Source organism: Leifsonia sp. Leaf336 (genome assembly GCF_001423695.1).
Classification (GTDB): Bacteria; Actinomycetota; Actinomycetes; order Actinomycetales; family Microbacteriaceae; genus Leifsonia.
This window is the reverse complement of sequence record NZ_LMOZ01000002.1, coordinates 339,810-364,023: the sequence shown is the minus strand read 5'-3', so window position 1 is coordinate 364,023 and position 24,214 is coordinate 339,810. Positions and strand designations below refer to the sequence as shown.

Annotated in this window: 22 protein-coding genes; 4 read left to right on the top strand and 18 right to left on the bottom strand. The window is 69.7% G+C overall.

The features are described from left to right. Positions 1-27 precede the first annotated feature (27 nt). The 6 genes from arfA to ASF88_RS10625 all read right to left on the bottom strand — a co-directional run bounded on the left by arfA (position 28) and on the right by ASF88_RS10625 (position 7,056). Positions 28-1,542 carry an arabinosylfuranosidase ArfA gene (gene arfA, locus ASF88_RS10650; protein WP_055917829.1) on the bottom strand — a complete coding sequence of 505 codons (1,515 nt, stop codon included), beginning with the start codon at positions 1,540-1,542 and terminating at the stop codon, positions 28-30. Between the two features lie 28 nt (positions 1,543-1,570). Then, the gene (locus tag ASF88_RS10645) at positions 1,571-2,836 is read right to left on the bottom strand and encodes a family 1 glycosylhydrolase (protein WP_055917826.1); all 1,266 of its coding nucleotides are present in this window, start codon (positions 2,834-2,836) and stop codon (positions 1,571-1,573) included. After that, entirely contained in the window at positions 2,833-3,726 is an 894-nt protein-coding gene (locus tag ASF88_RS10640; protein WP_055917823.1) for a carbohydrate ABC transporter permease, read from the bottom strand. The genes ASF88_RS10645 and ASF88_RS10640 overlap by 4 nt, the downstream gene beginning before the upstream one ends. Beyond that, complete coding sequence (locus ASF88_RS10635) at positions 3,723-4,577, bottom strand: carbohydrate ABC transporter permease (protein WP_055917820.1); 855 nt, start codon at positions 4,575-4,577, stop codon at positions 3,723-3,725. The genes ASF88_RS10640 and ASF88_RS10635 overlap by 4 nt, the downstream gene beginning before the upstream one ends. Positions 4,578-4,669: 92 nt before the next feature. Next, positions 4,670-5,911, bottom strand: coding sequence for an ABC transporter substrate-binding protein (locus tag ASF88_RS10630; protein ID WP_055917817.1), 1,242 nt, complete (start codon positions 5,909-5,911; stop codon positions 4,670-4,672). 110 nt (positions 5,912-6,021) lie between these two features. Then, complete coding sequence (locus ASF88_RS10625; protein WP_055917814.1) at positions 6,022-7,056, bottom strand: LacI family DNA-binding transcriptional regulator; 1,035 nt, start codon at positions 7,054-7,056, stop codon at positions 6,022-6,024. A 110-nt stretch (positions 7,057-7,166) separates the two neighbouring features. Here ASF88_RS10625 and ASF88_RS20370 point away from each other — a divergent pair, with 110 nt between their 5' ends. Together ASF88_RS20370 and ASF88_RS10620 are read left to right on the top strand one after the other, a co-directional pair. Further along, positions 7,167-7,412: a hypothetical protein gene (locus ASF88_RS20370; RefSeq protein ID WP_157498307.1), complete on the top strand. Its 246-nt coding sequence runs from the start codon at positions 7,167-7,169 to the stop codon at positions 7,410-7,412. Then, positions 7,409-7,978, top strand: a complete 570-nt coding sequence (locus tag ASF88_RS10620) for a hypothetical protein (RefSeq protein WP_235493405.1) — start codon at positions 7,409-7,411, stop codon at positions 7,976-7,978. Before ASF88_RS20370 ends, ASF88_RS10620 begins: the two co-directional genes overlap by 4 nt. Before the next feature lie 9 nt (positions 7,979-7,987). Here the strand turns inward: ASF88_RS10620 and ASF88_RS10615 are convergent, their stop codons facing one another. Next, positions 7,988-8,596 (bottom strand): GNAT family N-acetyltransferase, encoded by a 609-nt coding sequence (locus ASF88_RS10615; RefSeq protein ID WP_055917811.1) that lies wholly within the window; start codon positions 8,594-8,596, stop codon positions 7,988-7,990. A 17-nt stretch (positions 8,597-8,613) separates the two neighbouring features. Here ASF88_RS10615 and ASF88_RS10610 point away from each other — a divergent pair, with 17 nt between their 5' ends. Beyond that, positions 8,614-9,498: an aminoglycoside phosphotransferase family protein gene (locus ASF88_RS10610; protein ID WP_200935266.1), complete on the top strand. Its 885-nt coding sequence runs from the start codon at positions 8,614-8,616 to the stop codon at positions 9,496-9,498. A 10-nt stretch (positions 9,499-9,508) separates the two neighbouring features. Here ASF88_RS10610 and ASF88_RS10605 read toward each other — a convergent pair whose 3' ends face one another. After that, positions 9,509-10,228 (bottom strand): phosphatase PAP2 family protein, encoded by a 720-nt coding sequence (locus ASF88_RS10605; RefSeq protein ID WP_082518900.1) that lies wholly within the window; start codon positions 10,226-10,228, stop codon positions 9,509-9,511. 35 nt (positions 10,229-10,263) lie between these two features. Continuing rightward, positions 10,264-11,493 (bottom strand): multidrug effflux MFS transporter, encoded by a 1,230-nt coding sequence (locus ASF88_RS10600; RefSeq protein WP_055917808.1) that lies wholly within the window; start codon positions 11,491-11,493, stop codon positions 10,264-10,266. A 231-nt stretch (positions 11,494-11,724) separates the two neighbouring features. Here ASF88_RS10600 and ASF88_RS10595 point away from each other — a divergent pair, with 231 nt between their 5' ends. Further along, positions 11,725-12,930 (top strand): Gfo/Idh/MocA family protein, encoded by a 1,206-nt coding sequence (locus tag ASF88_RS10595; protein WP_055917805.1) that lies wholly within the window; start codon positions 11,725-11,727, stop codon positions 12,928-12,930. 40 nt (positions 12,931-12,970) lie between these two features. On the opposite strand, the gene ASF88_RS10590 is transcribed toward ASF88_RS10595, so the two are convergent. From ASF88_RS10590 to ASF88_RS10550, 9 genes are all read right to left on the bottom strand, one after another. After that, positions 12,971-14,152, bottom strand: a complete 1,182-nt coding sequence (locus ASF88_RS10590) for an ROK family transcriptional regulator (RefSeq protein ID WP_055917802.1) — start codon at positions 14,150-14,152, stop codon at positions 12,971-12,973. A 16-nt stretch (positions 14,153-14,168) separates the two neighbouring features. Next, the gene (gene yicI / locus ASF88_RS10585) at positions 14,169-16,457 is read right to left on the bottom strand and encodes an alpha-xylosidase (protein WP_055917800.1); all 2,289 of its coding nucleotides are present in this window, start codon (positions 16,455-16,457) and stop codon (positions 14,169-14,171) included. Then, positions 16,458-17,360 carry a carbohydrate ABC transporter permease gene (locus tag ASF88_RS10580; RefSeq protein WP_055917797.1) on the bottom strand — a complete coding sequence of 301 codons (903 nt, stop codon included), beginning with the start codon at positions 17,358-17,360 and terminating at the stop codon, positions 16,458-16,460. Beyond that, positions 17,360-18,313, bottom strand: a complete 954-nt coding sequence (locus ASF88_RS10575) for a carbohydrate ABC transporter permease (RefSeq protein WP_055917794.1) — start codon at positions 18,311-18,313, stop codon at positions 17,360-17,362. The genes ASF88_RS10580 and ASF88_RS10575 overlap by 1 nt, the downstream gene beginning before the upstream one ends. Positions 18,314-18,383: 70 nt before the next feature. Beyond that, positions 18,384-19,694 carry an ABC transporter substrate-binding protein gene (locus ASF88_RS10570; protein WP_055917791.1) on the bottom strand — a complete coding sequence of 437 codons (1,311 nt, stop codon included), beginning with the start codon at positions 19,692-19,694 and terminating at the stop codon, positions 18,384-18,386. Positions 19,695-19,899: 205 nt separating this feature from the next. After that, positions 19,900-21,099 (bottom strand): ROK family transcriptional regulator, encoded by a 1,200-nt coding sequence (locus tag ASF88_RS10565; RefSeq protein ID WP_055917788.1) that lies wholly within the window; start codon positions 21,097-21,099, stop codon positions 19,900-19,902. Positions 21,100-21,126: 27 nt separating this feature from the next. Beyond that, positions 21,127-22,224: a Gfo/Idh/MocA family protein gene (locus ASF88_RS10560; protein WP_055917785.1), complete on the bottom strand. Its 1,098-nt coding sequence runs from the start codon at positions 22,222-22,224 to the stop codon at positions 21,127-21,129. Further along, positions 22,209-22,901, bottom strand: a complete 693-nt coding sequence (locus tag ASF88_RS10555; protein ID WP_055917782.1) for a ThuA domain-containing protein — start codon at positions 22,899-22,901, stop codon at positions 22,209-22,211. The genes ASF88_RS10560 and ASF88_RS10555 overlap by 16 nt, the downstream gene beginning before the upstream one ends. 24 nt (positions 22,902-22,925) lie before the next feature. Further along, positions 22,926-24,113: a Gfo/Idh/MocA family protein gene (locus tag ASF88_RS10550; RefSeq protein WP_055917779.1), complete on the bottom strand. Its 1,188-nt coding sequence runs from the start codon at positions 24,111-24,113 to the stop codon at positions 22,926-22,928. Between the last annotated feature and the right edge of the window lie 101 nt (positions 24,114-24,214).

Genomic DNA, 24,214 nt, shown 5'->3' with positions numbered 1-24,214 from the left:
ACGACGTCGGGTCGCCGTCACGATGGGTCAGCCCAGCAGCACCTCGGTCCACGAGACGGCGGGCAGTTCGAGCCGGAGGGTGTCGCCGTCGCGGGCGACCGGGAGGTCGGCCAGGGCCACGCGTTCCGGATCGTCGAGCGTGTTGGCCGCGTCGAGGTCCGGGTCGGAGAGCGTGCGTGCGGACACGCGCAGGTCGTGGCCCGCCGCGCCCAGCGCTGCCAGGTCGATCACGAGTTCGGTGGGGGCGTCGACCGACCGGTTGACCGCATAGACCGCGTAGCGGCCGGCGGCCTCGTCGTGGGTCGCGACGGCATCCACCAGCGGCACGTCGCCGAACCGCTCGGTCGTGTAGGTGCCGGAGACGAGGTCGACGTCGAGGGCGACGCCGCGACCGTGCGCCGAGGTGGCGGCGAACGGGAAGAACGTCGTCTGCTTCCACGCCGCGCCGCCCGGCTCGGTCATGATCGGGGCGATCACGTTCACCAGCTGGGCGAGGGAGGCGCTCGTGACCCGGTCCGCGTGCTTCAGCATCGTGATCAGGAGGCTGCCGAAGACGACCGCGTCGGCCACGGTGTACACGTCCTCCAGCAGGCGCGGAGCGATCGGCCAGTTGTCCGTTCCGGTGATCCGGTCGACGTTCTCGAAGCGGGTGTTGTACCAGATGTTCCACTCGTCGAACGAGATGTCGATGCGCTTGTCGCTGCCGCGCACCGCCTTCACATGATCGGCGGTGGCGACGACGCTGCGGATGAAGTGGTCCATGTCGACGCCGGACGCGAGGAACGACCCGAGGTCGCCGGTGTTCTCGTAGTAGGCGTGGCAAGAGATGTAGTCGACGAGTTCGTAGGTCTCGGTCAGCGTGGCCCGCTCCCACTCGCCGAAGGTCGGCATCGACGAGCTCGACGAGCCGCAGACGACGAGCTCGAGGTCGGGATCGTAGGCCTTCATCGCGCCGGCGGTCTTCGCGGCCAACCGCCCGTACTCCTCCGCCGAGCTGTGGCCCAGCTGCCAGGGGCCGTCCATCTCGTTGCCCAGGCACCAGATGCGGACGTCGAATGGCTCGGTGCGGCCGTTGGCGATGCGCTTCTCGGAGAGCGCCGTCCCACCGCGGTGGTTCGCGTACTCGAGCAGGTCCAGCGCCTCCTGCACGCCGCGGGTGCCGAGGTTGACCGCGAGCATGAGCTCGCTGCCGACCTTGTCGAGCCACGACTGGAACTCGTGCAGGCCCACCTCGTTGGTCTCTGTCGTGTGCCAGGCGAGATCGAGCCGGGGAGGCCGCTGCTCGCGCGGGCCGACCGAGTCCTCCCACCGGAAGCCCGAGACGAAGTTGCCCCCGGGATAGCGGATCGCCGAGACGCCGAGCTCCTTCACCAGGTCGATGACGTCGGTCCGGAAGCCCTCCGCGTCGGCCGAGGGGTGGCCCGGCTCGTAGATCCCGTCGTAGACCGCGCGACCGAGGTGCTCGAGGAACGAGCCGTAGAGGCGCGGGTTGATCGCGCCGATCGTCGCGGCGGGCTGGAGGGTGAGACGTGCTGAGTGCATGTGATTCTTCCGGTGTCGTCGTTCTGGGTCAGGATCCGGCGAGCGCCGCCAGGCGGCGACTGTGAGCGCGGTAGCGGTCGGCGACGGGGTTCGCGACGCGCAGGAGGCCGTCGGCGGACTCGACGAGATCGTGCAGCCCCATCGTCAGCAGATGATCGGCCCGCGGGTTCGTGCTGTGGCGCCAGGTCCACTCGTACATGTCGAAGAGCGGCCACCAGGTGTAGCCGACGACGGGTGCGCCCTCGGCGCGCATCCGCTCCACGAGCGCGATCGACTCGTCGAGCCACGCGATGCGCTCCTCCACGCTGCCCGTCACGCAGGTCTCGGTGACCATCACCGGCGCACCGTAGCGTAAGGCGAACGCCTCCAGCGCCTCGCGCAGGCCCGCGGCGCCGCGGTCGACGCTCGGGCGCGGGTCGGCGAAGCCGCCGCCGTGGTGCACGCCGGCCTCGAACAGCTCGGTCGAGTGCCGGGGGTAATAGTTGACACCCATCACGTCGGGCTGCACGGCGTTTTCGCGGAACCACTGCAGTTCGATGTCGGGGATCGCCGGAGAGACGCGGTCGAGCAAGGGGTGCGCGGAGTCGACGCGGCCGGTGACGAGGTCCTCGACGAGGTGCACCTGATGCCGGAGCCGGTCGGCCTCCTCTCGGTGCTCGGGCGCGATGTCGTCGCCGATGAAGCTCATCGCCGCGTCCACGTGGACGAAGGTCGCCGGCGCTCCGACGCGGTCGGCGAGCGCCCGTTGGCTGCGCACGAAGCCGCGAGCCAGGTTGGCGGCGATCGCCGCGAACCCCTCCGCGCCGGTCAGGTAGGGAGGCCAGTAGCCGTACTCCCCCGAGAACAGCGCGTGGATCACCGGCTCGTTGACAGGCGTGTAGTCGAACACCCGGTCGCCGTAGCGCTCGCCGAACCGCGCGGCGTACTCCTCGACGTGGTACGGGTAGTCCGCGTTGGCGAACTCGGCCTCCAACCACAACGGCGTGCCGTAGTGCAGGAGGTCGATGATCGGGCGCAGCCCGGCGGCGAGCTGGGCGTCGATCGCGCGGTCGGTCCACTCCCAGTCCCAGCGCCCCGGCTCGGGAGCGACGCGGTACCACGGCACGCCCCAGCGCAGGAGCTCGGCGCCGACGCCCGCTGCGAGCGCGAAGTCGTCGGCGAACCGCACGTAGTGCTCGGTCAGCTCGTACTCGTCGATGGCGCGCTCCCCCGGCCGCGACTGCGGCACGAAGGTGTCCTCGATGCCGAGCCCGAGACGGAGGCGGCCGTCTTCGAACCAGCGCGGCGCCGTCACTTCAGCCCCGTCGTCGCGACGGACTCGATGAACCGCCGCTGCATGATCAGGAACATGATCGCGAGCGGGAGCACCGCGATGAGCGACCCGGCCATCATCGTGCCGTACGGGATGATCCCGCTCGGCCCGGTCAGCAGCGTCAGCCCCGAGGTGATCGTCCCCATCTCCGGCGACGTCGTGAAGACGAGCGGCCACAGGAGGTCGTTCCAGTTGTTCACGAACGTGAAGATCGCGAGGGTGAGGAGGGCCGGCACGGCGTTCGGGAGCACGATGCTCCGGAAGATCCGGAACTCGCCCGCGCCATCGATCCGCGCCGCGTTGTCGAGGTCGCGCGGCAGCGAGATGAAGAACTGGCGGAGGAAGAAGATCCCGAAGGCGTCCGCGGCGCGCGGGATGATCAGTCCGGCGAACGTATTCACCCAGCCGAGCTGGGCGACCAGCTGGTAGACGGGGATGAGCGTCGCCTGGAACGGGATCATCAGGCTGGCGACGATCACGATCAGGAGGACGCGGCTGCCCCGGAAGTCTATCCGGGCGAGAGCGTACGCGGCGAGCGAGTCGAACACGAGCGCGAACACAGTGACACCGCCCGCGAAGACGAGGCTGTTGACGAACAGGCGGCCGAACGGGAGGTCGTTGAAGATCTTCGCGAAGTTGTCGAACGTCCACGTGCCCGGGAGCAGGGTCGGCGGGAAGGCGTTGACCTCGGCGGCCGGCTTGAACGCGGTCAGCACGATCACGATGACGGGGAGCAGCACGATCGCGGTGAGCACCAGGACGGCGGCGAACAGCAGCCAGCGTTCGGCGCGGCGGCCGAGCCGGAGGCGCGCACGGCCGGGCACGGTGCGCGGCGGCGTCACGCTGCGCTGGGCGGCGGCGGTGGTGGTCATGCGATGTCCTTCTCGCGTCGTCCGAAGAACCGGAACTGGATGAGACTGAGGAGCAGGGTCGCCGCCAGCAGCACGTAGGAGAGCGCGGTGGCCCCGCCGAGGTCGAGCTTCTTGAAGCCCTCCTGGTAGATCTCCATCACGACGGTCTGGGTCGAGCGGTAGGGGCCGCCTCCCGTCATCACGTAGATCTGGTCGAAGGCCTGCAGAGCGGCGATCATCGCGAAGACCACCACGAACGCCAGCGTGTTGCTCAGCTGCGGCAGCGTCACGCTGACGAAGCGGCGCCAGGCGCCCGCACCGTCGATCTTTGCCGCCTCGTAAAGCGACTCGGGGATCTCCTGGAGCCCGGCGATGAAGATCACCATGTAGAAGCCGAAGTTCTTCCAGATCGCGACCAGCACGACGGTGGGCATGGCGAGCAGCGGGTCCTGGAGGACGTTGCCCAGCTGGATGCCGACGCCGCGCAGCCAGTAGTTCACGAGACCGACCTGGGGATCCAGCAGGTAGCTCCAGGCGAACGCGGCGACCGCGAGCGAGACCACGAACGGCAGGAACAGCGCGGTGCGGAAGAAGCCGCGAGCGATGAGCCGGCGGTTGCCGAGCAGGAGCGCGAGCAGCAGCGCCGCGATCAGTGCCGTCGGCGTGAAGAGCACCGTGTACAGCGCGGTGTTGCCCAGCGTGGCGAAGATCTGAGGATCGGTGAAGATCCGCACGTAGTTGTCGAGGCCGACCCAGCTCTCCGCACCGAACCCGCTCGCGTTCGTGAACGAGAGCCGGAGGGCCGAGAGCATCGGCCAGCCGACGAAGGCGGCGAGGATCACGAGAGCCGGCAGCAGGAACAGCAGCGCCATCGGCGCCCGGCTGCGCCAGCCCCTTGAGCGAGCCGACGCCGCCCGGCTTCAGGCTGACGTAGTCGCGAGGTGGTCGGCGGCCCGCCGGTCGATCACTTGGCGAGGGCCTGCTGCACCTTGGCCGAGGCGTCCTGCAGGAGCTGGGCGGGGTCGCCGCCGGTGAGCGCCTTCTGGGTCGCCTCGTCGACCGCGGCCAGCACGTCAGTGCTGTTGGCGACGCCGGGCAGCAGCGGCCGGGCGTCGCCGGCGATCTTCGTCAGCGCCTCCACGACGGGGTTGGCGGACACGGCGGAGGCGGGGATGTCGGTCCGCAGCGGAGGCCAGCCGGAGCCGAGCGACCACTTCGTGGCCACCTCCTTGGTGAAGAAGTAGTCGAAGAACTTCTTCGCGGCGGCCTGCTTGGCCGGGTCGGCCTGAGCGGTGACCGCGGCGGAGATGCCGATCGCCGACGAGGCGGAGGCCTTGGGACCAGCGGGGATGCCTGCGATGCCGTAGTCGATCTTGTTCGCCTCTGCAACGCCGGCCATCCACGGGCCGCCGATCTCCATGGCCGCCTTGCCGGAGGAGAACAGCTTGTCGGAGGCGACGCCGTCGAGTCCGGTCGGCGAGATCTTGTCTTCGATCACGGCCTTCGACCAGTAGCTCAGGGTCTCCTGGTTGGCTTTCGAGTCGACGACCGACTTCGAGCCGTTCACGATCTCCCCGCCGTTGCCGTAGAAGAGGCTGGCCCAGACGCCGTTCCCGACCGTGGCGTGGTCCGGGAGGGCGAGGCCGTACTGACCGGTCGCGGGATCGGTGAGCTTCTTGGCGTCGGCGACCCACTCGTCCCAGGTCGTCGGGAAGGTGTTGATGCCGGCCTTCTCGAACAGCGCCTTGTTGTAGATGACCGACAGCGGGACGAAACCGGTCGGCACGCCGTAGTACGCGCCGTTCACCTTCTCCATCTCGACCGCGCGCGGGTTGAGGTTGGCGTTCGCGACGTCACCGGCGTAGAAGTCGTCGAGCTTCGCGAAGGCGCCCTTGGTCGCGTAGACCGGAAGAGTCTCCGCGGGCACGGCGACGATGTCGGGGCCCTTCTTCGCGGAGAGCGCCGGGAGCAGGGTGTCGCCGATGACGGCCCAGGTCTTGGTGGTGGTGGTGATGGTGATGTTCTTCTGCGACTTGTTGAAGTCGTCGACGATCGTGTCGAGGACCTTGCCGTCGGCCTCGGTGTACCCGTGCCAGAACGTGAGATCCACGTGGCCGGTGGACGATGCCGCACCGGTTCCGGAGCAGCCCGCGAGCGCGACGGCCGCGCCGGCCGCGAGCGCGACGGCTGCGATGAGTTTCTTCATTGAATGCCTCTCGACGGTGACCGGCTCCGGGCCGATCCTATTTTTACAACGTTGCATTTCCAACGTTGTATCGGATTATAGGAGCATCGGTTTCAGGATGTCAATCGCCGTTACGCGGTCGGTACGGAGGCGCTCGCGCGCGACGACTCGCGCACGACCGTGGTGAACGGGACCTCGATCATCCGAGGCGCCCCGACCTCCCCGTTGCGGTCGCCGATGCGCTCGATCAGCGCAGCGACGGCGCGCTCGGCGATGCTCGAACGACCCGGGTCGATGGTGCTGAGGCTCGGCATCGCGAACTGGCCCTCGATCAGGTTGTCGAAGCCGATGACCGCCACGTCCTCCGGCACGCGGACGCCCTCCTGATTGAGCACGCGCAGCGCGCCCAGCGCGAGCTCGTCGTTGAGGGCGAAGATCGCGTCGAACGAGACTCCGGAATCCAGGAGCTCCTGCGTCGCGGCCGCACCGTCGGTGCGATGCCAGCCCTCGCGGAACACGACCAGCTCGTCGCCGAGATCGAGACCATGATCCCTGAGCGCCGCGTGGTAGCCCTGGAGGCGGAGGGAGGCCGACCCCACGCGCTCGGCCACGTGGGCGCCCAGCACGGCGATGCGCTTACGGCCCGAGCCGATGAGATGCTCGGTCGCCGCGTGGCCGCCCTCCACGTTCTGCATGACGACGTGATCGGTCGGTCCGCCGAAGATCCGCTCGCCCAGCAGCACCAACGGGTAGTCGACGTTCAGCGCATCCACGTCGTCCATCGACATGCCGAGCGGTGAGAACATCAGGCCGTCGAGCATCGACAGCCGCGAACCGCGCAGCAGCTCGAGCTCGGCCTCCCGATCGCCGCCGGTCTGCTCGATCAGCGTCACGAAACCGAGCCGTCGGGAGGCCTCCAACACCGCGTCGGCCAGCTCGGCGAAATAGCTGAAGCTGAGCGATGGAACAGCCAGGCCGATGACGCCGGTCCGGCCGGCGCGGAGGTTGCGCGCCGCCAGGTTCGGCTGGTAGCCGAGCTCCTCGATCGCAGCGAGCACTTTCTCTCGCGTCGCCGCCTTCACGAAGTCGTAGCCGTTGACGACGTTGGAGACGGTCTTGACCGAAACGCCCGCCGCACCGGCGACATCCTTCAGCGTCGCGACCATGAGACCCCCTCGTTCCACACACTTCCGCGGACGGATTTACAACGTTGATAGCATTGCACATCCACGCGAGGCGTCGGCCGGCACCCAGCCGGGCATGTTACATATGTCCAGTGACCGGGAAGATGTTCAGCCAGCTCTGCGCCACCGTCGTGCTCGCGGCGGTGACCATGCTCATCGGTCGCTCCATGCACGACCCGGCCACCGTCGTGCTCTTCGCCGTGGGGGTGCTCGTCACCACCCTGTCGGCCTTCCGCGTGCGCTCCATCCGGGCGCGGACGCTGGCCGAGCGCGCCCGTCGTGTCCCCCAAAATGCCGCTACCGGTGACGAGAGGAATCGGTCAGGCTCGACACGATGAGCAGGCAGCAGGGATCGCAAGTCGAGACGGACATGGCAGCGCCGATCGTCGTGCTGCGCCCGCATCGTGATCTCTTCACGCGCGGCCTCACGGCCATCCTCGCCCTGACGACCCCGGTCTTCGCGGTGCTCTACTGGCTCACGATCCCCGATGGCGACTGGACGTTCGTGCTCGGCGCGCACGTGCTCGTCGTGCTGGCCACGATCGTCGGCGTCTACGGGTTCTTCAGCGCGACGATCGCGCTGCGCCCCGACGGCGTCCGCGAGCGCGGGTTCTTCGGTCGCACCCTGCTCGTCCGCCCGGTCGATGTGCGCTCCATCCTGCTGGTGCGCCTCTACGACGGCAGCACCCTCGACACCCTCCCCCAGCTCTTCGTCACCGGTGACGACGGCCGGGTGCTGCTGCGGATGCGCGGCCAGTTCTGGTCGGCGGAGGACATCGAGCGCGTCGCGGAGGAACTCGACCGCCCGGTGACGCGACCCGAGGACTTCATGACGATGACCCAGCTGAGCCGCACCTCGCCCGAGTTGCTCTACTGGTTCGAGCGGCTGCCGCGATTCCGGTAGAGGGGCGCCTCAGACCTCGGCGTCGGTCGCGATTCCCAGAACGGGCGAGCTCGGCCGGCTCGACGGCAGCTCGTGGAACCCGAGGCGTTCGTAGAACCCCAACGCGGACGTGTTGGCGGACGACACCCGCAGGAACACTCCGGGCACGCCGCGTTCGTGCAGCGCGGCCAGCATCCGGCGGATGAGCCGACGGCCGAAGCCCTGCCCTTGCAGCTCGGGCAGGAGGTCGATGTGCAGGTGCGCCGGGTAGCTGTCGATCTCGGGCACGATGCTGTCGGCCGCGTCGAGTCCCCACCCGATGACTTCGCGCTCCCGGTCGTCGGGGGCGGCGTCGAGCGGGTGCGCCCGGCGGAAGCCGGGCAGCCAGTTGTCGTCGTACCAGCGGGCGAAGGCCCGGCTGTCCGCGACGCCGATGACGTATCCGGCGACGCGCTCGCCGGTGTCGACGACGAAGGCGAGATCGGGCTCATAGGCGACGTACGGGCCGGCGAAGATGTCGGGCAGCAGCGCTTCGTCCGAGTACAGCCCGGTCGCATCCTGCCCCGCCGCTCCCGTGCGCACGCACACGTCGTAGACGTCGTCACGGTCGGTCGGTCGGTACGGACGGATCGAGCTCACCGTGAAAGTATGCCAGGGTGAGTGCCTCCAGCGTCGCCCGAGCGGATCACGCGAACGCGGACGCGGACGCCCTGCTGGCGCCCTGGCGGACGCGCTGGCGGCTGGAGCCCGACGGCGCCGCCTTCTCGACGGCGTCGAGCGTGCTCCAGCCTGTCCGGCTGAACGGAGCCGCGGCCTACCTCAAGAGGGCGATCGAACCCGAGGAGGCCGCGGGCGGCCACGTGCTGCGGTGGTGGGCCGGCCGCGGCGCGGCCGCGGTCCTCGCCGCCGACGACGATGCGCTGGTGCTCGAGCGCGCGAGCGGCGACCGCGAGCTGGTCGCGCTGGCGGCGTCGGGCGCGCGGGGTGACGACGCCGCCACGCGGATCCTGTGCCGCGCCGCGCTGCGCCTCCACGCTGTCGACGACCTCCCGAGGCCGGAGGGGCTGGTCGATCTGCGGCGCTGGTTCCGCGAGCTGTTCGAGCACGCCGCCGAGCATCCGGAGGCTCACGACGGGCTGTTCGCCCGCGCGGCGGAGGAGGCGGAGGCGCTGCTGGAGGCTCCCGTCGGCGATGTGGTGCTGCACGGCGACCTCCACCACGGCAACGTCCTCGACTTCGGCGACACCCGCAGCGGAGGGCGTGGCTGGCTCGCCATCGACCCCAAGCACATCCATGGCGACCCGGCTTTCGACTTCGCCAACATCCTCTGCAATCCCAGCCGGGAGGTCGCGCTCGCCCCCGGGCGGTTCGAGCGTTCGGTGCGGGTCATCGCGGACGAGACCGGGATCGCCGAACAGCGGCTGCTGCGCTGGGCGATCGCCTGGGCCGGGCTGTCGGCGGCATGGTCGGAGCGCAGCGGCGACGACCCGGCGATCGCCGTCGGCGTAGGGCGGCTCGCTCTGCGCGCGACGGCCGGCTGAGAGCGGTGCGTCAGCCCGAGCCGGACGAGCCCGAGCCGGCCGAGGCCGAGCCCACGCGCAACCGGAGGAACGGGTGCGGCCGTTTGCTCTCGGCCGCGAGCCGGTAGGCGAGCGGCGCCCACACGATGACGGCGACGCCCGCGCCGAGGAGCAGGCCTCCGATGGTGTCGCTCAGCCAGTGCGCGCCCAGGTAGGTTCGGCTGACCGCCATCAGCAGCGCCCACGCGGCGCCCACGCACCACACCCACACGCGCGGGAACAGTATCCCGAAGACGACGACCATCGTCGCCGCGTTGGCCGTATGCCCCGACGGGAATGAACCGGTGTCGACGTGGATCAGGATCGTGGATGGACGCTCGCGTCCCACCGTGTGCTTGAGCACCTGCACGCAGACGACAGAGACGATGCTCGCGATCGCGAAGAAGGCCGCGCCCCATGGCCGGTGGAAGGCGAGCAGCAGGGCGAAGATCACAACCGGGATCACCACCGACCCGAGGATGCCGCCGCCCACGTAGTTGAAGAACAGCGCGGGCACGGTCCAGACCGGAGAGCGGTGCTCGACGATCTCGGCCATCCACTTCAGGTCGACGGCGAACGGCTCGGCGGGCCGGAAGGCGATGATCGCCCCCAGGAGGATCACCAGCCCGATCGCGACCGACGCCGAGATGAGCGGCCACCTCCGTTGGATGCGCGCGGCGGCGTGGAGGTCGTTCGGAGTGGCGCCCGTCATGGACTCACCGTACCGGGAGCCCTCCAAGGAAGCGCTCAGTGAGCGAGCTCGGGAACCGTCCGCGGACGCACGATCAGCCAGAGGGCGGCGATGGAGACCGTCGCGCAGATCGCCATCATCGCGCCCATCGGGGCCGCGCTGCTGGTGCCGAGGAGACCGACGATCGGCGAGAAGATGCCGGCCGCGCCGAAGTTCAGCGCGCCGAGCAGGCTCGCCGCCGTGCCGGCCTCGTGGCCGTGGTTGTTGAGCGCGAGCACCTGCACGCAGGGGAACCCGAATCCGCACGCCGCGATGAAGAACCACAGCGGCACGGCTACTCCCCAGATGCCGACGTGCGCCTGGTCGAGCACCACGATGGCGAGGGAGGCCACGAGCATCACGATGGTCGAGACCGCGAGGATCCACTGCGGCCCGAAGTACTTCGTCAGCCGGGAGGCCGACTGCACACCGATGATGATGCCGATGGAGTTGACCGCGAACAGGAGGCCGTACTCCTGCGGGGTGAACTGGTAGAGGCCCTGGAAGATGAACGGGCTGGCCGACAGGTACGAGAACAGGCCGGTGAAGTTCGCGGCGCCCACGACGGCGATGCCCACGAAGACGCGGTCGCTCAGCACCGAGCGGTAGCGCTGGCCGACGGTCGCGTGGCCGGCATCGTGCCGGCGCGCCTTCGGGAGGGTCTCGGTGATCCAGAGCGAGACGCACACGATCACGAACAGGCCGTAACAGGCGAGCACGACGAAGATGCCCCGCCACGGCATCACCAGCAGCAGCCACGACCCGAGCACGGGCGCGAGCACCGGCGCGAGGCCGTTGACGAGGGCGAGCCGGCTGAGCATGCGCACGAGCGGGCGGCCTCCGAACAGATCGCGCACCATGGCCATGGCGACGACGCCGCCCGCGGCGGCACCGATGCCCATCAGGGCGCGCGCGGCGCCGAGCAGCTCGACGTTGGGCGCGACCGCGGCGGCGAGGCAGGCGAGGATGTGCACACCGGTCGCCGCGATGAGCGGCATGCGGCGGCCGACCTTGTCGGACCACGGGCCGACCAGCAGCTGCCCGAGCCCGAAGCCGATCGTCGTCGCGGTCAGCGTGAGCTGGATCATCGCGGTCGAGACGTTGAAGTCGGACTCGAGGGTCGGCAGCGCCGGAAGATACATGTCGATCGTGAACGGCCCGAGTGCGGTGAGTGCGCCGAGGATGAGGATGTATGCCAGGCGCTGGCGGCCGGAGAGCGAGTCGCCGGGGTGCACGACGGTGGTCACGGGAGGACGTCCTTCTGCTGAGTGCGGGTGTGTGGGAGGGCCGCGCCCGGCGCTGGACGCAAAAATGACAGCACCGCGGCGGGCGCGGTGCTGGGAGGTGGTGCGAGAGACGTCTGCTCGAATCGATTCGATTGCAGGCGCAGCTACATGCTATCGGATTTCGGGTGTTAATGTGAACGTGCACATTGCCCCGTTTTCGCGGGGCGTCCGTGAGCGCGGAAAGCGAGTGACATGACCTTCTCCATCGCCATGATCGGCGCGGGCCAGTTCGCCGGGCAGTTCGCCAAGCTGTTCGCGCTGCATCCCGGCGTGAGCGCGGTGTACGCCACCGACCTGCTGCCGGAGCGTGCGGAACGGCTCGACGCCGAATACGGACTGGACGGCACGATCGCGTCGTTCGAGGCCGCCCTCGACGATCCGCGCGTCGACGCCGTCGCGATCTTCACGCAGCGCTGGACGCACGGCCCGCTGGTCGTCCGGGCGCTGGAGGCCGGCAAGCACGTCTACTCCGCCGTGCCGATGGCGATCAGCGCCGACGAGATCGCTGCGATCATCGACGCCGTCCGCCGCACCGGGCTCACCTACATGATGGGCGAGACGAGCCACTACAACCCCGCGACCGTCTACGCGCGGTCGCAGATCGAAGAGGGCGCGTTCGGCCGGGTGTTCTACGCCGAAGGCGACTACGTGCACGACATGGACCTCGGCTTCTACGACGCCTACCGGTACTCCGGCGGCGAGCAGTGGAAGTCGACCGCGAGCTACCCTCCCCTGCTCTACCCGACGCACTCGATCGGCGGCATCCTCGGCGCCTGGCGCACGCACGCCGTGAGCGTCTCGGCGATCGGCGTCACCGACGACCGGGGCGACGGCGTCTTCGACCGCGAAGTGAGCATGTTCGGCAACGACTTCTCGAACGCGACCGCCCTGTTCGAGGTGGCGGGCGGCGGATCGTTCCGCACGAACGAGTTCCGCCGGGTGGGCTACCCGTCGCACATCCGGGAGTCGCGGTTCCGGTTCTTCGGCACCGAGGGCAGCTTCGAGCAGCTGGCGACCGTGTCGCACCGCACCGACAAGGAGGGCGTGACCGACATCACCGACCTCCTGCAGCCGAAGCCGACGCTCTCACCGGACGACCCGTCGCTCGCCCACGTCTCGCCCGCTCTGCGCGACGCCTTCACGTCGGGCAGCGCGCCCATCCACGATCGCACGCGCCTGCCGCGCGAGTTCGACCACGCGAGCAACGGCCACGAGGGCAGCCATCACTTCCTCGCCGACGACTTCGTGCGCGCGGTGAACGAGCGCACCCTCCCGCCGGTCAACGCCTGGCAGGCGGCCCGCTACACCCTCCCCGGGATCGTGGCGCACGAGAGCGCCCTCCAGGGCGGAACCCGTCTCACCATCCCCGACTTCGGAGACGCCCCCGCCTCCCTCTGAGCCCCGACCGCAGGCAACGACGGCGCTAGGTGCTAAGGCGCTACGGCGCGGAGGGCGACGCGAGCAGCGGGGTGAACGCGAGCTCGGCGGCGCCGATGAGGAGGATGTCGCTGCCGAGGGCCGCGCGCGTGATCGTGAGGGTCTCGGCGGAGGCGGCGAGCGCCTGGGCCGCCACGAGCTCCGGGAGGCGCTCGGGCGCGAGCTCGTGCAGCGCGCCCAGGAAGCCTCCGAGAACGATCCGCTCGGGGTCGAAGACGTTGGTGGCGTTGCGTAGCGCCGTCGCCAGGAACCCCCGCTGCCGGTCGACCTCCGCGATCACGTCGGCGTTGCCGGCCTCCACCGCCCCGCGCAGGGCCCGCGCGAGCTCGTCGGGGTCGGCCGACGCGAGCCCGAGCACGCGCAGCAGTGCCCGCTGGCTCACCTCGGTCTCCAGGCAGCCGATCGCGCCGCAGTGGCAGCGCACGCCGCTGGAGTTCACCAGGGTGTGGCCGAGCTCGCCTGCGTACCCGCTGATCCCGGTCAGCGGCGCTCCTCCCACGATCACGCCGGCGCCGATACCGGAGGCTCCACCGTTCAGGTAGACGAGGTCGGCGGCGCTCTGGCCCGCGCCGAACAGCCGTTCGGCGTTCGCGCCGAGGTGCGCGTCGTTCGCCGCGAGAACCGGGTAGCCGGTGGCCGCCGCGAGCTCCGCGGCGAACGGCTCTTCGGCCCATTCCAGATGCGGGGCGAGGCGCACCACGCCGTCGTCCTCCCGCACGAGCCCGGGCACCGCCACGCCGATGCCGACGACCCGGGAGGCCGACGCCAGGTCGGGCCGGAGGCCGTCGATCACCGCGGAGGCGATCGCGGCGGCCTCCTGCGCGGTGGGCACGTGCCCGGTGGGATACCGCACCCGGCGGTGCACGCGCGCGTCGAGACCGACCACCCCGACGGTGACCGCATCGATCTCGGGGTTCACCGCGAGCGCGACGACCCGCCCGTCGGCGGCGACCACCGGCGACGGCCGCCCCACCCGGTTGCTGGTCTCCGGCTCGCGCTCCAGCACGAGCCCCTGCTCGACCAGCTCGGCCACCAGAGCACCGATCGTCGACCGGTTGAGGCCGGTCGCCTGGGTGAGCGCCGAGCGCGCGACGGGGCCGCCGCGGTGCACCATCCCGAGCACGGTGGCGAGGTTGTGCCGTCGCACCGTGTCGAGGTTCGTCCCCGTCGTCCTGCCGTTCATGGTCCCGGTTACTGTATTACAGCTCGGCACGCCCTCCGGTCGATGCCGTGGAGCGGCCGGTCGCGACGTCGAGCAGCATGAAGTCCGTTCCGTCCGGTCCGGAGGCCGTGAGGGTCGATCCCTCGCGCGTCACCGTGTACTCGGCGACCGCGCCGTCGGGCGTGGTCACACTCACCGTGCGGGCGCCGTCGGCGCCGGCGAACGCCGCGAGCGTCAGCCCGTCGCGGTAGTCGTAGTCGGGCCGGTCGTCACGCGCGCCGACCGGCAGCACGGCGCCCTCGCGCACGAACAGCGGGAGGCTGTCGAAGCCGTGCGTCTCGTGCAACCAGCGTCCGCCCTCCACGGTCTCGACGGTCGCGCCGCCTGCGAGGAGCGCGGCGAGGTCGAGCGGCAGTCGCGTCCAGGTGCCGGACGGCAGGTAGAACGTCACGTCGGCCGGTGAGAACACCGGCGCCACCAGCACGTCGGACCCGAGCAGGTACTGGCGGTCGAGGTAGTCGACGGCCGGGTCGCCCGGGAACTCGAGCTGCATGGGCCGCATCACCGGCGTGCCGGTGGCGTGCGCCTCCCGCCCGGCGGCGAACAGGTACGGCATGAGCCGCAGCTTGAGCTTCGTGAAGATGCGGGTGACGTGCACGGCCTCCTCGTCGAAGGCCCACGGCACGCGCACCGAGTCGCTGCCGTGCAGGCGCGAGTGGCTCGACAGCAGCCCGAACGCGGTCCAGCGCTTGAACACGCCGGGGTCGGGGGTGCCTTCGAATCCGCCGATGTCGTGGCTCCAGAACCCGAAGCCGCTGAGCGCCAGCGACAGGCCGCCGCGCAGCGTCTCGGCCATCGACTCGTAGCTGGAGGTGTTGTCGCCTCCCCAGTGCACGGGCATCGTCTGGCCGCCGGCGGTCGCCGACCGGGCGAACAGCACGGCGTCGCCCCCACCCCGCGACTCGGCGAGCACCTCGAAGACGGCCTGGTTGTAGAGCTGCGTGTAGAAGTTGTGCATCCGTTCGGGGCTGGAGCCGTCGAAGTACTCCACCTCGGTCGGGATCCGCTCGCCGAAGTCGGTCTTGAAGCAGTCGACGCCCTGCGCGACGAGCGCGCGCAGCTTGTCCTGGTACCAGCGAGTGGCCTCCGGGTTCGTGAAGTCCACGAGTCCCATGCCGGCCTGCCAGAGGTCCCACTGCCAGACGTCGCCGTTCGGCCGCTTCACGAGGTACCCTCCCTCCGCGGCCTCCGCGAACAGCGGGGAGCGCTGGCCGATGTACGGGTTGATCCACACGCAGACCCGGAGGTCCTTGTCGTGCAGGCGCGCCAGCATCCCGTCCGGGTCCGGGAAGGTGCGCGGGTCCCACTCGAAGTCGCACCAGTTGAACTCGCGCATCCAGAAGCAGTCGAAGTGGAACACCGACAGCGGCAGGTCGCGCTCGGCCATCCCGTCGATGAAGGAGGTCACGGTCGCCTCGTCGTAGGAGGTCGTGAAGCTCGTGCTGAGCCACAGGCCGTACGACCACGCGGGCACCGAGGCCGGCCGGCCGGTCAGCGCCGTGTAGCGCTCCAGGATCTGCGCGGGCGTCGGCCCGTAGATGACGAAGTACTCGAGGCTCTCGCCCGAGACCGAGAACTGCACGCGCTCCACCGACTCCGAGCCGATCTCGTACGAGACGTGGCCCGGGTGGTTCACGAAGACGCCGTAGCCGCGGTTGGTCAGATAGAACGGGATGTTCTTGTAGGCCTGCTCGCTGGAGGTCCCGCCGTCGGCGTTCCAGATGTCGACGGTCTGACCGTTCTTCACCAGCGGGCCGAAGCGCTCACCGAGCCCGTAGACCAGCTCGCCGACGCCGAGCGCCAGCTGCTCGTGCACGAACGCGCCCTCGCCCTCCACCGTCATGTAGCCGAGCGACTTGTGCCCGCTGGAGGTCAGTACGCGCTCCTCCCCCGGCTCACCCGCCGTGAAGGCGAGCGACCACGGGGCGCCGCGTGTGACGGTCGCGGCGAGGGAGCCGGCGCGCAGCGTCGCCGACGCGTCGTCGGCCGTGACCGTGACATGCCCCTCCTCGGAGGCCAGCGCGAAGCCGCGCTCGTCGCGCCCGCCCTGCCAGTGGTCGACGCGCACGCCGATCACGTCGCGCAGCGGCGAGCTGAGGGTGACCGTGAGGGTCGGCCGGTTGAGGGTGTCGCCGCGGCGCTCGATGACCTTGCCTGGCGCGGTGATCGTGACCTCCCCGTCGCCGGCGCACAGGTCGTACGCCTCCTGGGCGTAGACCGGCGTGACGCCGTCGCGGAGCTGCCAGAAACCATCGGTGAACTTCATTTACTTGACAGCTCCTGCTGTGATGCCGCGCGTGAGGGTGCGCTGGAAGATGAGGAAGAAGATGAGCGTGGGGATGAGGCCCAGCAGCGCCGACGCGGAGGTCGTGGTGACATCCATGAGCCGGTCGCCCTGCAGCACGCTGATGGCGACGGGCACGGTCTGGTTGTCGTTCGAGACCAGGAACGTCAGCGGGATGAGGAACTCGTTCCACGTCCAGATGAAGAAGAAGATGAGCAGCACGCTCAGCGTCGGCCGCGAGATCGGAACGACGACCCGCCACAGGATGCGCCAGCGTCCGGCGCCGTCGAGCGAGGCGGCCTCCAGCACCTCCTTGGGGAAGGTGCCGTAGACGCTCGACAGCAGGTAGGTGCCGAACGCGCTCTGGATGACGGTGAAGATGATGATGACGCTCCACACGTTGTCGTAGAGGCCCACCTGCTTGAACATGAAGTACAGCGGGTAGAGCAGGGCCTCCTGCGGCAGCATGTTCGCCAGCAGGAACAGCACGATGATCCAGGTGCGGGCCTTCACCCGGCCGATCCCGATCGCATACGCGTTCAGCACCGAGATGACGACGGCGAGGATCGACACGACACCCGAGATGAAGATCGAGTTCCAGAGCTTCTGCGGGAAGTTCACCCGGTTCCAGAAGTTCACGAGTCCGTCGGTGTAGAGGTGCGTCGGCAGCTGGAGGGGCCCGCTGGTGTTGTAGTCCGCAGGGCTCTTGAACGAGTTGAGCAGGATCAGCAGGAACGGGAAGGCGATCGCGACGCCGATGACGGCGGCGACGACCAGGATGATCCAGTCGCTCGCGGTCTTCTTCGGCTTCTGCCGCTTCAGCGTGCGCGGGGCGGAGGCCGGCGCCGTGCCGGTCGTCGCGTCGCGCGTGATCGTGGTGGACATCAGCGCTCGTTCTCCCTGCGCTCGGCCCGGTTCTGGGCGACGATGAAGAGGATGGAGACCGCGACGATGACGACGGTGAGCGCCGTCGCGATCGTGGCTCCGTAGCCCACCTGCTGGCTCTGGAAGAACTCGCTGTACGAGTAGTAGCTCGGCACCATCGTCGCCGTGCCAGGGCCTCCACGCGTCAGGGTGTAGACCGGGCCGAAGACCTTGAGGGCCGCGATCGTGCAGGTGAGGGTGACGACGAAGATCTCGGGCCGGATGATCGAGACCGTGATCGAGCGGAACCGCTGGAACCAGTTGGCCCCGTCGAGCTCCGCCGCCTCGTAGAGCTCCGGGTCGACGCGCTGGAGGGCGGCCATGAAGATGACCACCGGGTAGCCGATCTGCACCCAGACCATCACCGCCATGATCGACGCGAGCGCGGTGTCCGGGCTGCCGAGCCAGTTGTGCTGGAGGTCGCCGAGGCCGACCGCGGCGAGCATCGTGTTCAGCGCGCCGTTGTCCGGCCGCAGGATCCAGCCGATCACGATGGCCGCGATGACCGCCGGGAGGATCTGCGGCAGGTAGTAGGTGGCGCGCAGGAAGCTCGCGAGCTTGCCGCCGAACTTCTTGCCGACGAGGTCGAACAGCATCGCCGCCAGCACCAGGCCGACGAGCGTCGGGATGATGACCATCGCGACGATCATGGCGATGGAGTTGCCGAACGACGTCCAGAACTTCTCGTCGCCGAACAGGCGCACCCAGTTGGTCACGCCGATGAACTTGGGCGGCCGGATGCCGCGGTAGCTGGTGAAGCTGAGGTAGATGTTCCACACCAGCGGGATCAGCACGATCACCGCGAGCAGGACGAACCCCGGCAGCAGGTACCACCAGAACGACCCGCGGCCGCTGTCCGGCAGCAGCGCTTCGCTGCGCTTGCGCGCCTTCGGCGCCGCAACGCTGACGCTCATGTCTGTTCTCCTTGCCTGTCCCCCGGCCCGGCCGCCGGGCACGTGCTCGGCGGCCGGGACGGGAGGACGGTTACTGGTTGACGATGTCGTCGACGCCGGACTGGTACTCGGAGCCGAGCTCCTTGTTGACGTCCGCGGGCGACTTCGTGCCCGTGATGAGCTCCTGCAGGCCGGCGTTCAGCTGGTCGTAGAAGGTCGGCGTGGGCCAGTCGGGGTAGAAGGCGATGCCGTCCTCACCGGTGAGGGTGTTGAAGTTGGCGATCAGCTCCTTCGACTTGGCGTCGGTGATGTCGCTGAGCTTCGCGGCGACAGGGATGCCGCCGTTGTTACCGAGGATCGCCTGGATCTTCGGGCTCATCGTGATGTCGATGAACTTCTCGGCGAGCGCCTTGTTCTTGGCGTTCTCCGGCACGACCCACATGTTGCCGGCCGAACCGGGCGACATCTTCGCGCCGGGGAACAGGAAGGTGCCCCACTGGTAGTTCTTGATCTCGTTGACGAAGCGGCCGTACCACCAGCTGCCCGAGAAGAAGATCGGGTACTTGCCGGCGATGAAGGCGGTGCCGGCGTCCTCGGCCTTGAGGCCCGAGGCGTCCTTGGAGATGTAGCCCTTGTTCACCCAGTCGTCGACGGTCTTGGTGGCGGAGCTGAGCTCGGTGCCCTGCCAGTTCACCTTGCCCTTGTAGAGCTGGTAGTCGTCCACGAACGAACGGTCGGCCTTGGTCAGCGCGAGCTGGTACCAGAGCTGGCCGAGCGGGTACTCCGCGGCCGACTCGGCGAGCGGGGTGATGCCGGCGTCCTTGAACTTCTGCAGAGCCGCGACGAACTCGTCCTGCGTCTTCGGCACCTCGATGCCGTACTTCGCGAACATGTCCTTGTTGTAGTAGACCTCGACGTACTCGCCGTAGTTCGGGACGCCGTACCACGAGCCGGAGCCCATGATGCCCTTGTCGTCGTACTTGGCCGTGGTCTGGAGGCTCTTGGCGAGCTTCTTGTCCCAGCCGTACTTTTTCACGGCGTCGTCGAGGTTGCTCAGCAGGCCCTGGCTGGCCAGGAGGCCTGCGGTCGCGTTGCCTTTGTTGTACTCGAGGATGTCCGGGGCCTGGTTCGAGTTCAGGACCTGGGAGGCCGTCGAGCGGATCTGCTCGAAGCTCTTGGCCTGGAAGTCGACCTTGGCGCCGGTCTCCTTCTCGAAGTCCTTGATGGCCTGATCCCAGGCCTTGCCCATGGCAGAGTCCTCGCCCTCGTAGTGCCAGAGGGTGAGCGTCTTGCCCTTTCCGTCGGTGCTCGCGGAATCGGAGCCGGACGAGCTGGAGCAGCCGGCGAGCAGCAGTGCACCGGCGGCGAGAATCGCGCCGATGGCGAGGTGCTTCTTGCGCATCGATTACCTCCTTGTAGTAGGAGTGGACGCGCGTCTGCAGGCCCCGCAGCCACTCCGATGCATTTTGTTGACGAACACAACATAAGCGGCCGCTGGAGGAAATGCAAGTCGAATTTCTCGACGCGAACGCCCAGTTATCGAGTCGAGACGATTAGTTCGCGTGCACAACAATACCGACCACAGGTCGGTTCTCGGCAGCGGAAGACTAGGCCGCGAGCGCGCGCGCCGGATCGGCGATGAGTTCGGCGAAGACCAGTTCGGCGGCGCCGATGAGCAGCTGATCGGTGCCGAGCTGCGCCTCCACGACGGTCACGCCCTCGCGCGACGAGTGCACGACCTCCCCGAGGAGGTCGGGCGCTCCGTGCGCCGTCGCGCCCCGGTAGAGCGCGGCGAGGAACCCGCCGAGCACCACAACGGACGGGTTGAACACGTTGACCGCATTGCGCACGGCGATGCGCACGTAGGAGTAGGCGCGCGCGACCTCGGCGCGCGCCGCAGGGTCGTCCGTGGAGGCCAGCCGGTCGGCGAGGGAGGCCGCCTCCGCCGAGGCCAGCCCGACCGCGGCGAGCAGCTCGGCCTGCGTCACCTCGGCCTCCAGGCAGCCGCGCGACCCGCACGAGCACTGCCGGCCCTCCGAGTGAACGAAGGTGTGGCCGAACTCCCCCGCATAGCCTGCGGCGCCCGTCAGCAGGCGCCCTCCGCTGATGCCGCCGCCGCCGATGCCGCTCGCGCCGCCGATCATGTAGACCAGGTCGTCGACGCCGCGGCCCGCGCCGAACGCGCTCTCGGCGCGCAAGCCCAGCACCGCCGCGTTCGCCGCCCAGACCCGATGACCGGTGGCCTCCTCGAGCAGCTCGGCCAGCGGCTCGTCCACCCAGCCGAAGTGCGTGGCCTCGCGGACCATGCCGTCGGAGAGCCGCACCTGACCGGGCACCGCCACGCCGAGTCCGGCGATCCGGATGCCCGTCTCGCCGGCGAGCATGCCGGCGATCCCGGCGGAGGCGAGGGTGACGGTCTGCGCCACCGAGCGCGCGGACGGCGTCTCGATGCGCACCCGCTTGAGCACCCGGCCGCCCAGCCCGACCAGCCCGACGATCACGGCGTCGACCTCGGGGTTGACCGCGATGGCCGCGATCGTGTCGGTCACGCGCACGACAGGACTCGGCCGCCCGCGGCCTCCAGCGACCGGCGTCTCGTCGACCTCCACGAGGCCGAGAGCCGACAGCTCCGCCACCAGGTCGCCGACCGTCGAGCGGTTCAGGCCGGTGCGGTGGGTGAGCTCGCTGCGCGACAGCGCGCCCTCACGATGCACCAGGCCGAGCACGGTCGCCAGGTTGCTGCGGCGCAGCGCATCGGTGGCGCCGCCGCTCGCCGGGCGCACGGTGCTCAGGTCGGTGGCGCTCATGTGATGACAATAACCCCGCCGGTCGGGTCACCAGCTCTCGGGCCGCGCCCCCAGTGGCACGGCGTCGGGCCGATCGACCGTGGAGGTCAGCGTGATCACCTCGTGGCGTGCGCCGGCGGCGAGCACGGCCTCCATGATCTCGAGCACGTGGAAGGCGAGCGCGCCCGACGCCCGGTGCGGCCGGCCGGTCTCGATCGCGCGGGCGAGGTCGGCCAGGCCGAAGCCGCGCCCGGCCTCGGTGTAGCCGGCGGCCACGGGCAGGTCGCGGAACTCGCGGTCGCCCGACGTCGCGATCGCCGCGGTGCCGGAGAAGCCGTTCGGGTCGGGCACCGACAGCGTGCCCTCGGTGCCGTACACCTCGAACAGCGGGATGCGCGTGGCCCACACGTCGAACGACACGGTCACCGTCGAGATCACCCCGGAAGCGTGCTCGAGGATCGCCGTCACGTGCGTGTCGACCTCCACCGGGATGCGCGTGCCCGCCTGCGGGCCGGTCGCGACGGTGCGCTCCCGTGCGGAGCGCGAGGTCGCCCCCGACACCCGCACGACCGGGCCGAAGAAGGTCACCAGCGCGGTCAGGTAGTACGGCCCCATGTCGAACAGCGGGCCGCCGCCCGGCTGGTAGTAGAACGCCGGCGCGGGATGCCAGAGCTCGTGCCCGGGAGCGGTCCACGAGACCGCGGCCCCCAGCGGCACGCCGATCGCCCCGTCGTCGAGTGCCGCGCGCGCGGTCTGGATGCCCGTGCCCAGCACGGTGTCGGGAGCGCTGCCGACCCGCAGGCCCAGCGCGGTCGCGCGCTCCAGCACGGGCGTCGCCTCGGCCATGCCGAGCGCGAGCGGCTTCTCGCCGTAGACGTGCTTGCCCGCGTCGAGCGCCGCCAGCGCGATCTCGGCGTGCGCCTGCGGGATGGTGAGGTTCAGCACGACATCCACGTCGGGATGCGCGAGCAGGGCGTCGACCGTCAGAGCCTCCGCGTTCTGCTCGCCCGCCACGGCCGCGGCGCGCTCGACGTCGAGGTCGGCGACGGCGCGCAGCCGGAGGTTGGGCAGCGCGGGGAGGCTCTCGAAGTACTGCCGGCTGATGTTCCCGACCCCGACCACTCCGACGTTCAGCGTGCCGCCCACAGCAGCCCCCTCTCGATGATGGTGCGGACCGGCTGGCTCTGCACGATCTCCAGCCGGTGTCCGGGCGCCGAGACGAAGATCCGGCCCTCGCCCCACTGGCGGGTCCAGATCGCCGGGGAGGTCACGGGCCGGTTCCAGGCGTCCCACGGGCGCGCCTCCTGCGTGGTCGTCGCCAGGACGTCGTTGTACTCGTCCGAGAGCACCCAGTACTGCTCGGTGACGAGGTCGAAGTCGTCGATGCCCTGCGTGATCGGGTGGGTCTTGCCGTACTCGGTGATGTGCACGGTGTAGGGGATGTAGTTGTCCTCCTGGCCGCCCGTGCGCTCGTCCGGGTGCTTGCCCGCGTGGTGCGCGAACTGGCCGCCGATCATGTGCAGGTAGTCGGCGTTGTCACGGTACGAGTCGGCGATGCCGCCGTGCCAGCCGCCCATCCCCGTGCCGTTCAGGACGGCCCGCTGCAGCCCGGCGAACTCCTCGCCGGTGATGCTGCTCATGGTGTTGACCTGCACGATGAGATCGACCGTCGCGAGATACGCATCGTCGGTGTAGATCGCGGAGCCCTCCTCGACGCGCACGCGGAAATCGTTCGCCTCCAGGAACGGGATGAAGCTGTCGGTGGTCTCGACGGGCATGTGCCCGTCCCACCCGCCGCGGACGACGAGCGCGTTTCTGGTCATGATTCCTTCCGGGACGTTCGATGGTCAGTGGGTGGGCGTCCAGGCACTGCCGTCGGCGGCACTGCGCTCGACCGCGGCGAGGACGCGCTGGATGTGGAGGCCGTCGGCGAACGACGGCTCGGGGTCGGCGCCCGCGGTGATGGCGGTGACGAAGTCGACCACCTCGTGGCTGAAGGCGTGCTCGTAGCCGATCGCGTGACCGGTCGGCCACCAGTTCGCCATGTAGGGATGCTCGGGCTCGGTCGCGATGATCCGGGTGAAGCCCTGCTCCCCCGCCGGGGCCGTCGCGTCGTAGAACTCGAGCTCGTTCATCGACTCCAGGTCGAAGGCGATCGCCCCCAGCGATCCGGACAGCTCGATGCGCAGCGCGTTCTTGCGGCCGGTCGCGTACCGGGTGGCCTCGAAGGCGCCGATCGCGCCGTCCGCCGCGCCTCCCGCGAGCTTGGCCGTGAACCAGGCCGCGTCGTCGACGGTGACGCGTCCGCGCTCCTCCGACGCGGTGCCGGAGAGGCCGACGGTCTCGCCGAGGAGCGGGCGCTCCTCCACGAACGTCGCCAGCGTCCCGGAGACGGCGGACAACTGCGCGCCCGTGAGGTGCTCGACCAGGTCGATCGCGTGCGCGCCGATGTCGCCCAGCGACCCGGATCCGGCGGCCGTCTTGTCGAGCCGCCACGTCATCGGGCCGTTCTCGTCGCTCAGCCAGTCCTGGAGGTACTGGGCGCGCACCTGGCGGATGACGCCGAGCCTGCCGGCCTGCACGAGCTGCCGCGCGAACCCGATCGCGGGCACGCGGCGGTAGCTGAAGCCGACCATCGAGCGCACGCCGCGGGAGGCCGCACGTTCCGCGGCGGCGACCATGGCCTCCGCCTGCTCGACCGTGTTGGCCAGCGGCTTCTCGCAGAGCACGTGCTTGCCCGCCTCCAGAGCGGCGATCGCCACCTCGGCGTGCGACGAGCCCGGCGAGCAGATGTCGACGATGTCGATGGCGGGGTCGTCGACGACGCGCCGCCAGTCCGTCTCGCTCCGCTGCCAGCCGAAGCGCTCGCGCGCGGCCTCCACCCGGTCTGCGTCGCGGCCGACGATGGTCGCCATCACCGGCTCGGCTTCCAGGTCGAAGAACCGCGGAGCGACCCGCCAGCCCTGGGAGTGCGCGGCGCCCATGAAGCCGTAGCCGATCATGGCCACCCGCAGCTCGCGCGTCGCTCGCGTCATCGTTCCAGCCCCTTCGCGTCGGTGATGCTGCGACGCTATTGGCCGGGGCGGGAGCCGAACAAGTTTCGCTCGACTATTGGAAAGTTTTCGTTCAGCGGTGC

Excerpts from the sequence above, each read along its gene's own strand:
- ASF88_RS10555 (WP_055917782.1), bottom strand. The coding sequence starts at position 22,901 with ATGACCAGAAACGCGCTCGTCGTCCGCGGCGGGTGGGACGGGCACATG.
- arfA (WP_055917829.1), bottom strand. The coding sequence starts at position 1,542 with ATGCACTCAGCACGTCTCACCCTCCAGCCCGCCGCGACGATCGGCGCG.
- ASF88_RS10640 (WP_055917823.1), bottom strand. The coding sequence starts at position 3,726 with ATGACCACCACCGCCGCCGCCCAGCGCAGCGTGACGCCGCCGCGCACC.
- ASF88_RS10590 (WP_055917802.1), bottom strand. The coding sequence starts at position 14,152 with ATGAACGGCAGGACGACGGGGACGAACCTCGACACGGTGCGACGGCAC.
- ASF88_RS10620 (WP_235493405.1), top strand. The coding sequence starts at position 7,409 with ATGAGCAGGCAGCAGGGATCGCAAGTCGAGACGGACATGGCAGCGCCG.
- ASF88_RS10580 (WP_055917797.1), bottom strand. The coding sequence starts at position 17,360 with ATGTCCACCACGATCACGCGCGACGCGACGACCGGCACGGCGCCGGCC.
- ASF88_RS10570 (WP_055917791.1), bottom strand. The coding sequence starts at position 19,694 with ATGCGCAAGAAGCACCTCGCCATCGGCGCGATTCTCGCCGCCGGTGCA.
- ASF88_RS10565 (WP_055917788.1), bottom strand. The coding sequence starts at position 21,099 with ATGAGCGCCACCGACCTGAGCACCGTGCGCCCGGCGAGCGGCGGCGCC.
- yicI (WP_055917800.1), bottom strand. The coding sequence starts at position 16,457 with ATGAAGTTCACCGATGGTTTCTGGCAGCTCCGCGACGGCGTCACGCCG.
- ASF88_RS10630 (WP_055917817.1), bottom strand. The coding sequence starts at position 5,911 with ATGAAGAAACTCATCGCAGCCGTCGCGCTCGCGGCCGGCGCGGCCGTC.
- ASF88_RS10595 (WP_055917805.1), top strand. The coding sequence starts at position 11,725 with ATGACCTTCTCCATCGCCATGATCGGCGCGGGCCAGTTCGCCGGGCAG.
- ASF88_RS10550 (WP_055917779.1), bottom strand. The coding sequence starts at position 24,113 with ATGACGCGAGCGACGCGCGAGCTGCGGGTGGCCATGATCGGCTACGGC.
- ASF88_RS10575 (WP_055917794.1), bottom strand. The coding sequence starts at position 18,313 with ATGAGCGTCAGCGTTGCGGCGCCGAAGGCGCGCAAGCGCAGCGAAGCG.
- ASF88_RS10605 (WP_082518900.1), bottom strand. The coding sequence starts at position 10,228 with ATGACGGGCGCCACTCCGAACGACCTCCACGCCGCCGCGCGCATCCAA.
- ASF88_RS10635 (WP_055917820.1), bottom strand. The coding sequence starts at position 4,577 with ATGGCGCTGCTGTTCCTGCTGCCGGCTCTCGTGATCCTCGCCGCCTTC.
- ASF88_RS10625 (WP_055917814.1), bottom strand. The coding sequence starts at position 7,056 with ATGGTCGCGACGCTGAAGGATGTCGCCGGTGCGGCGGGCGTTTCGGTC.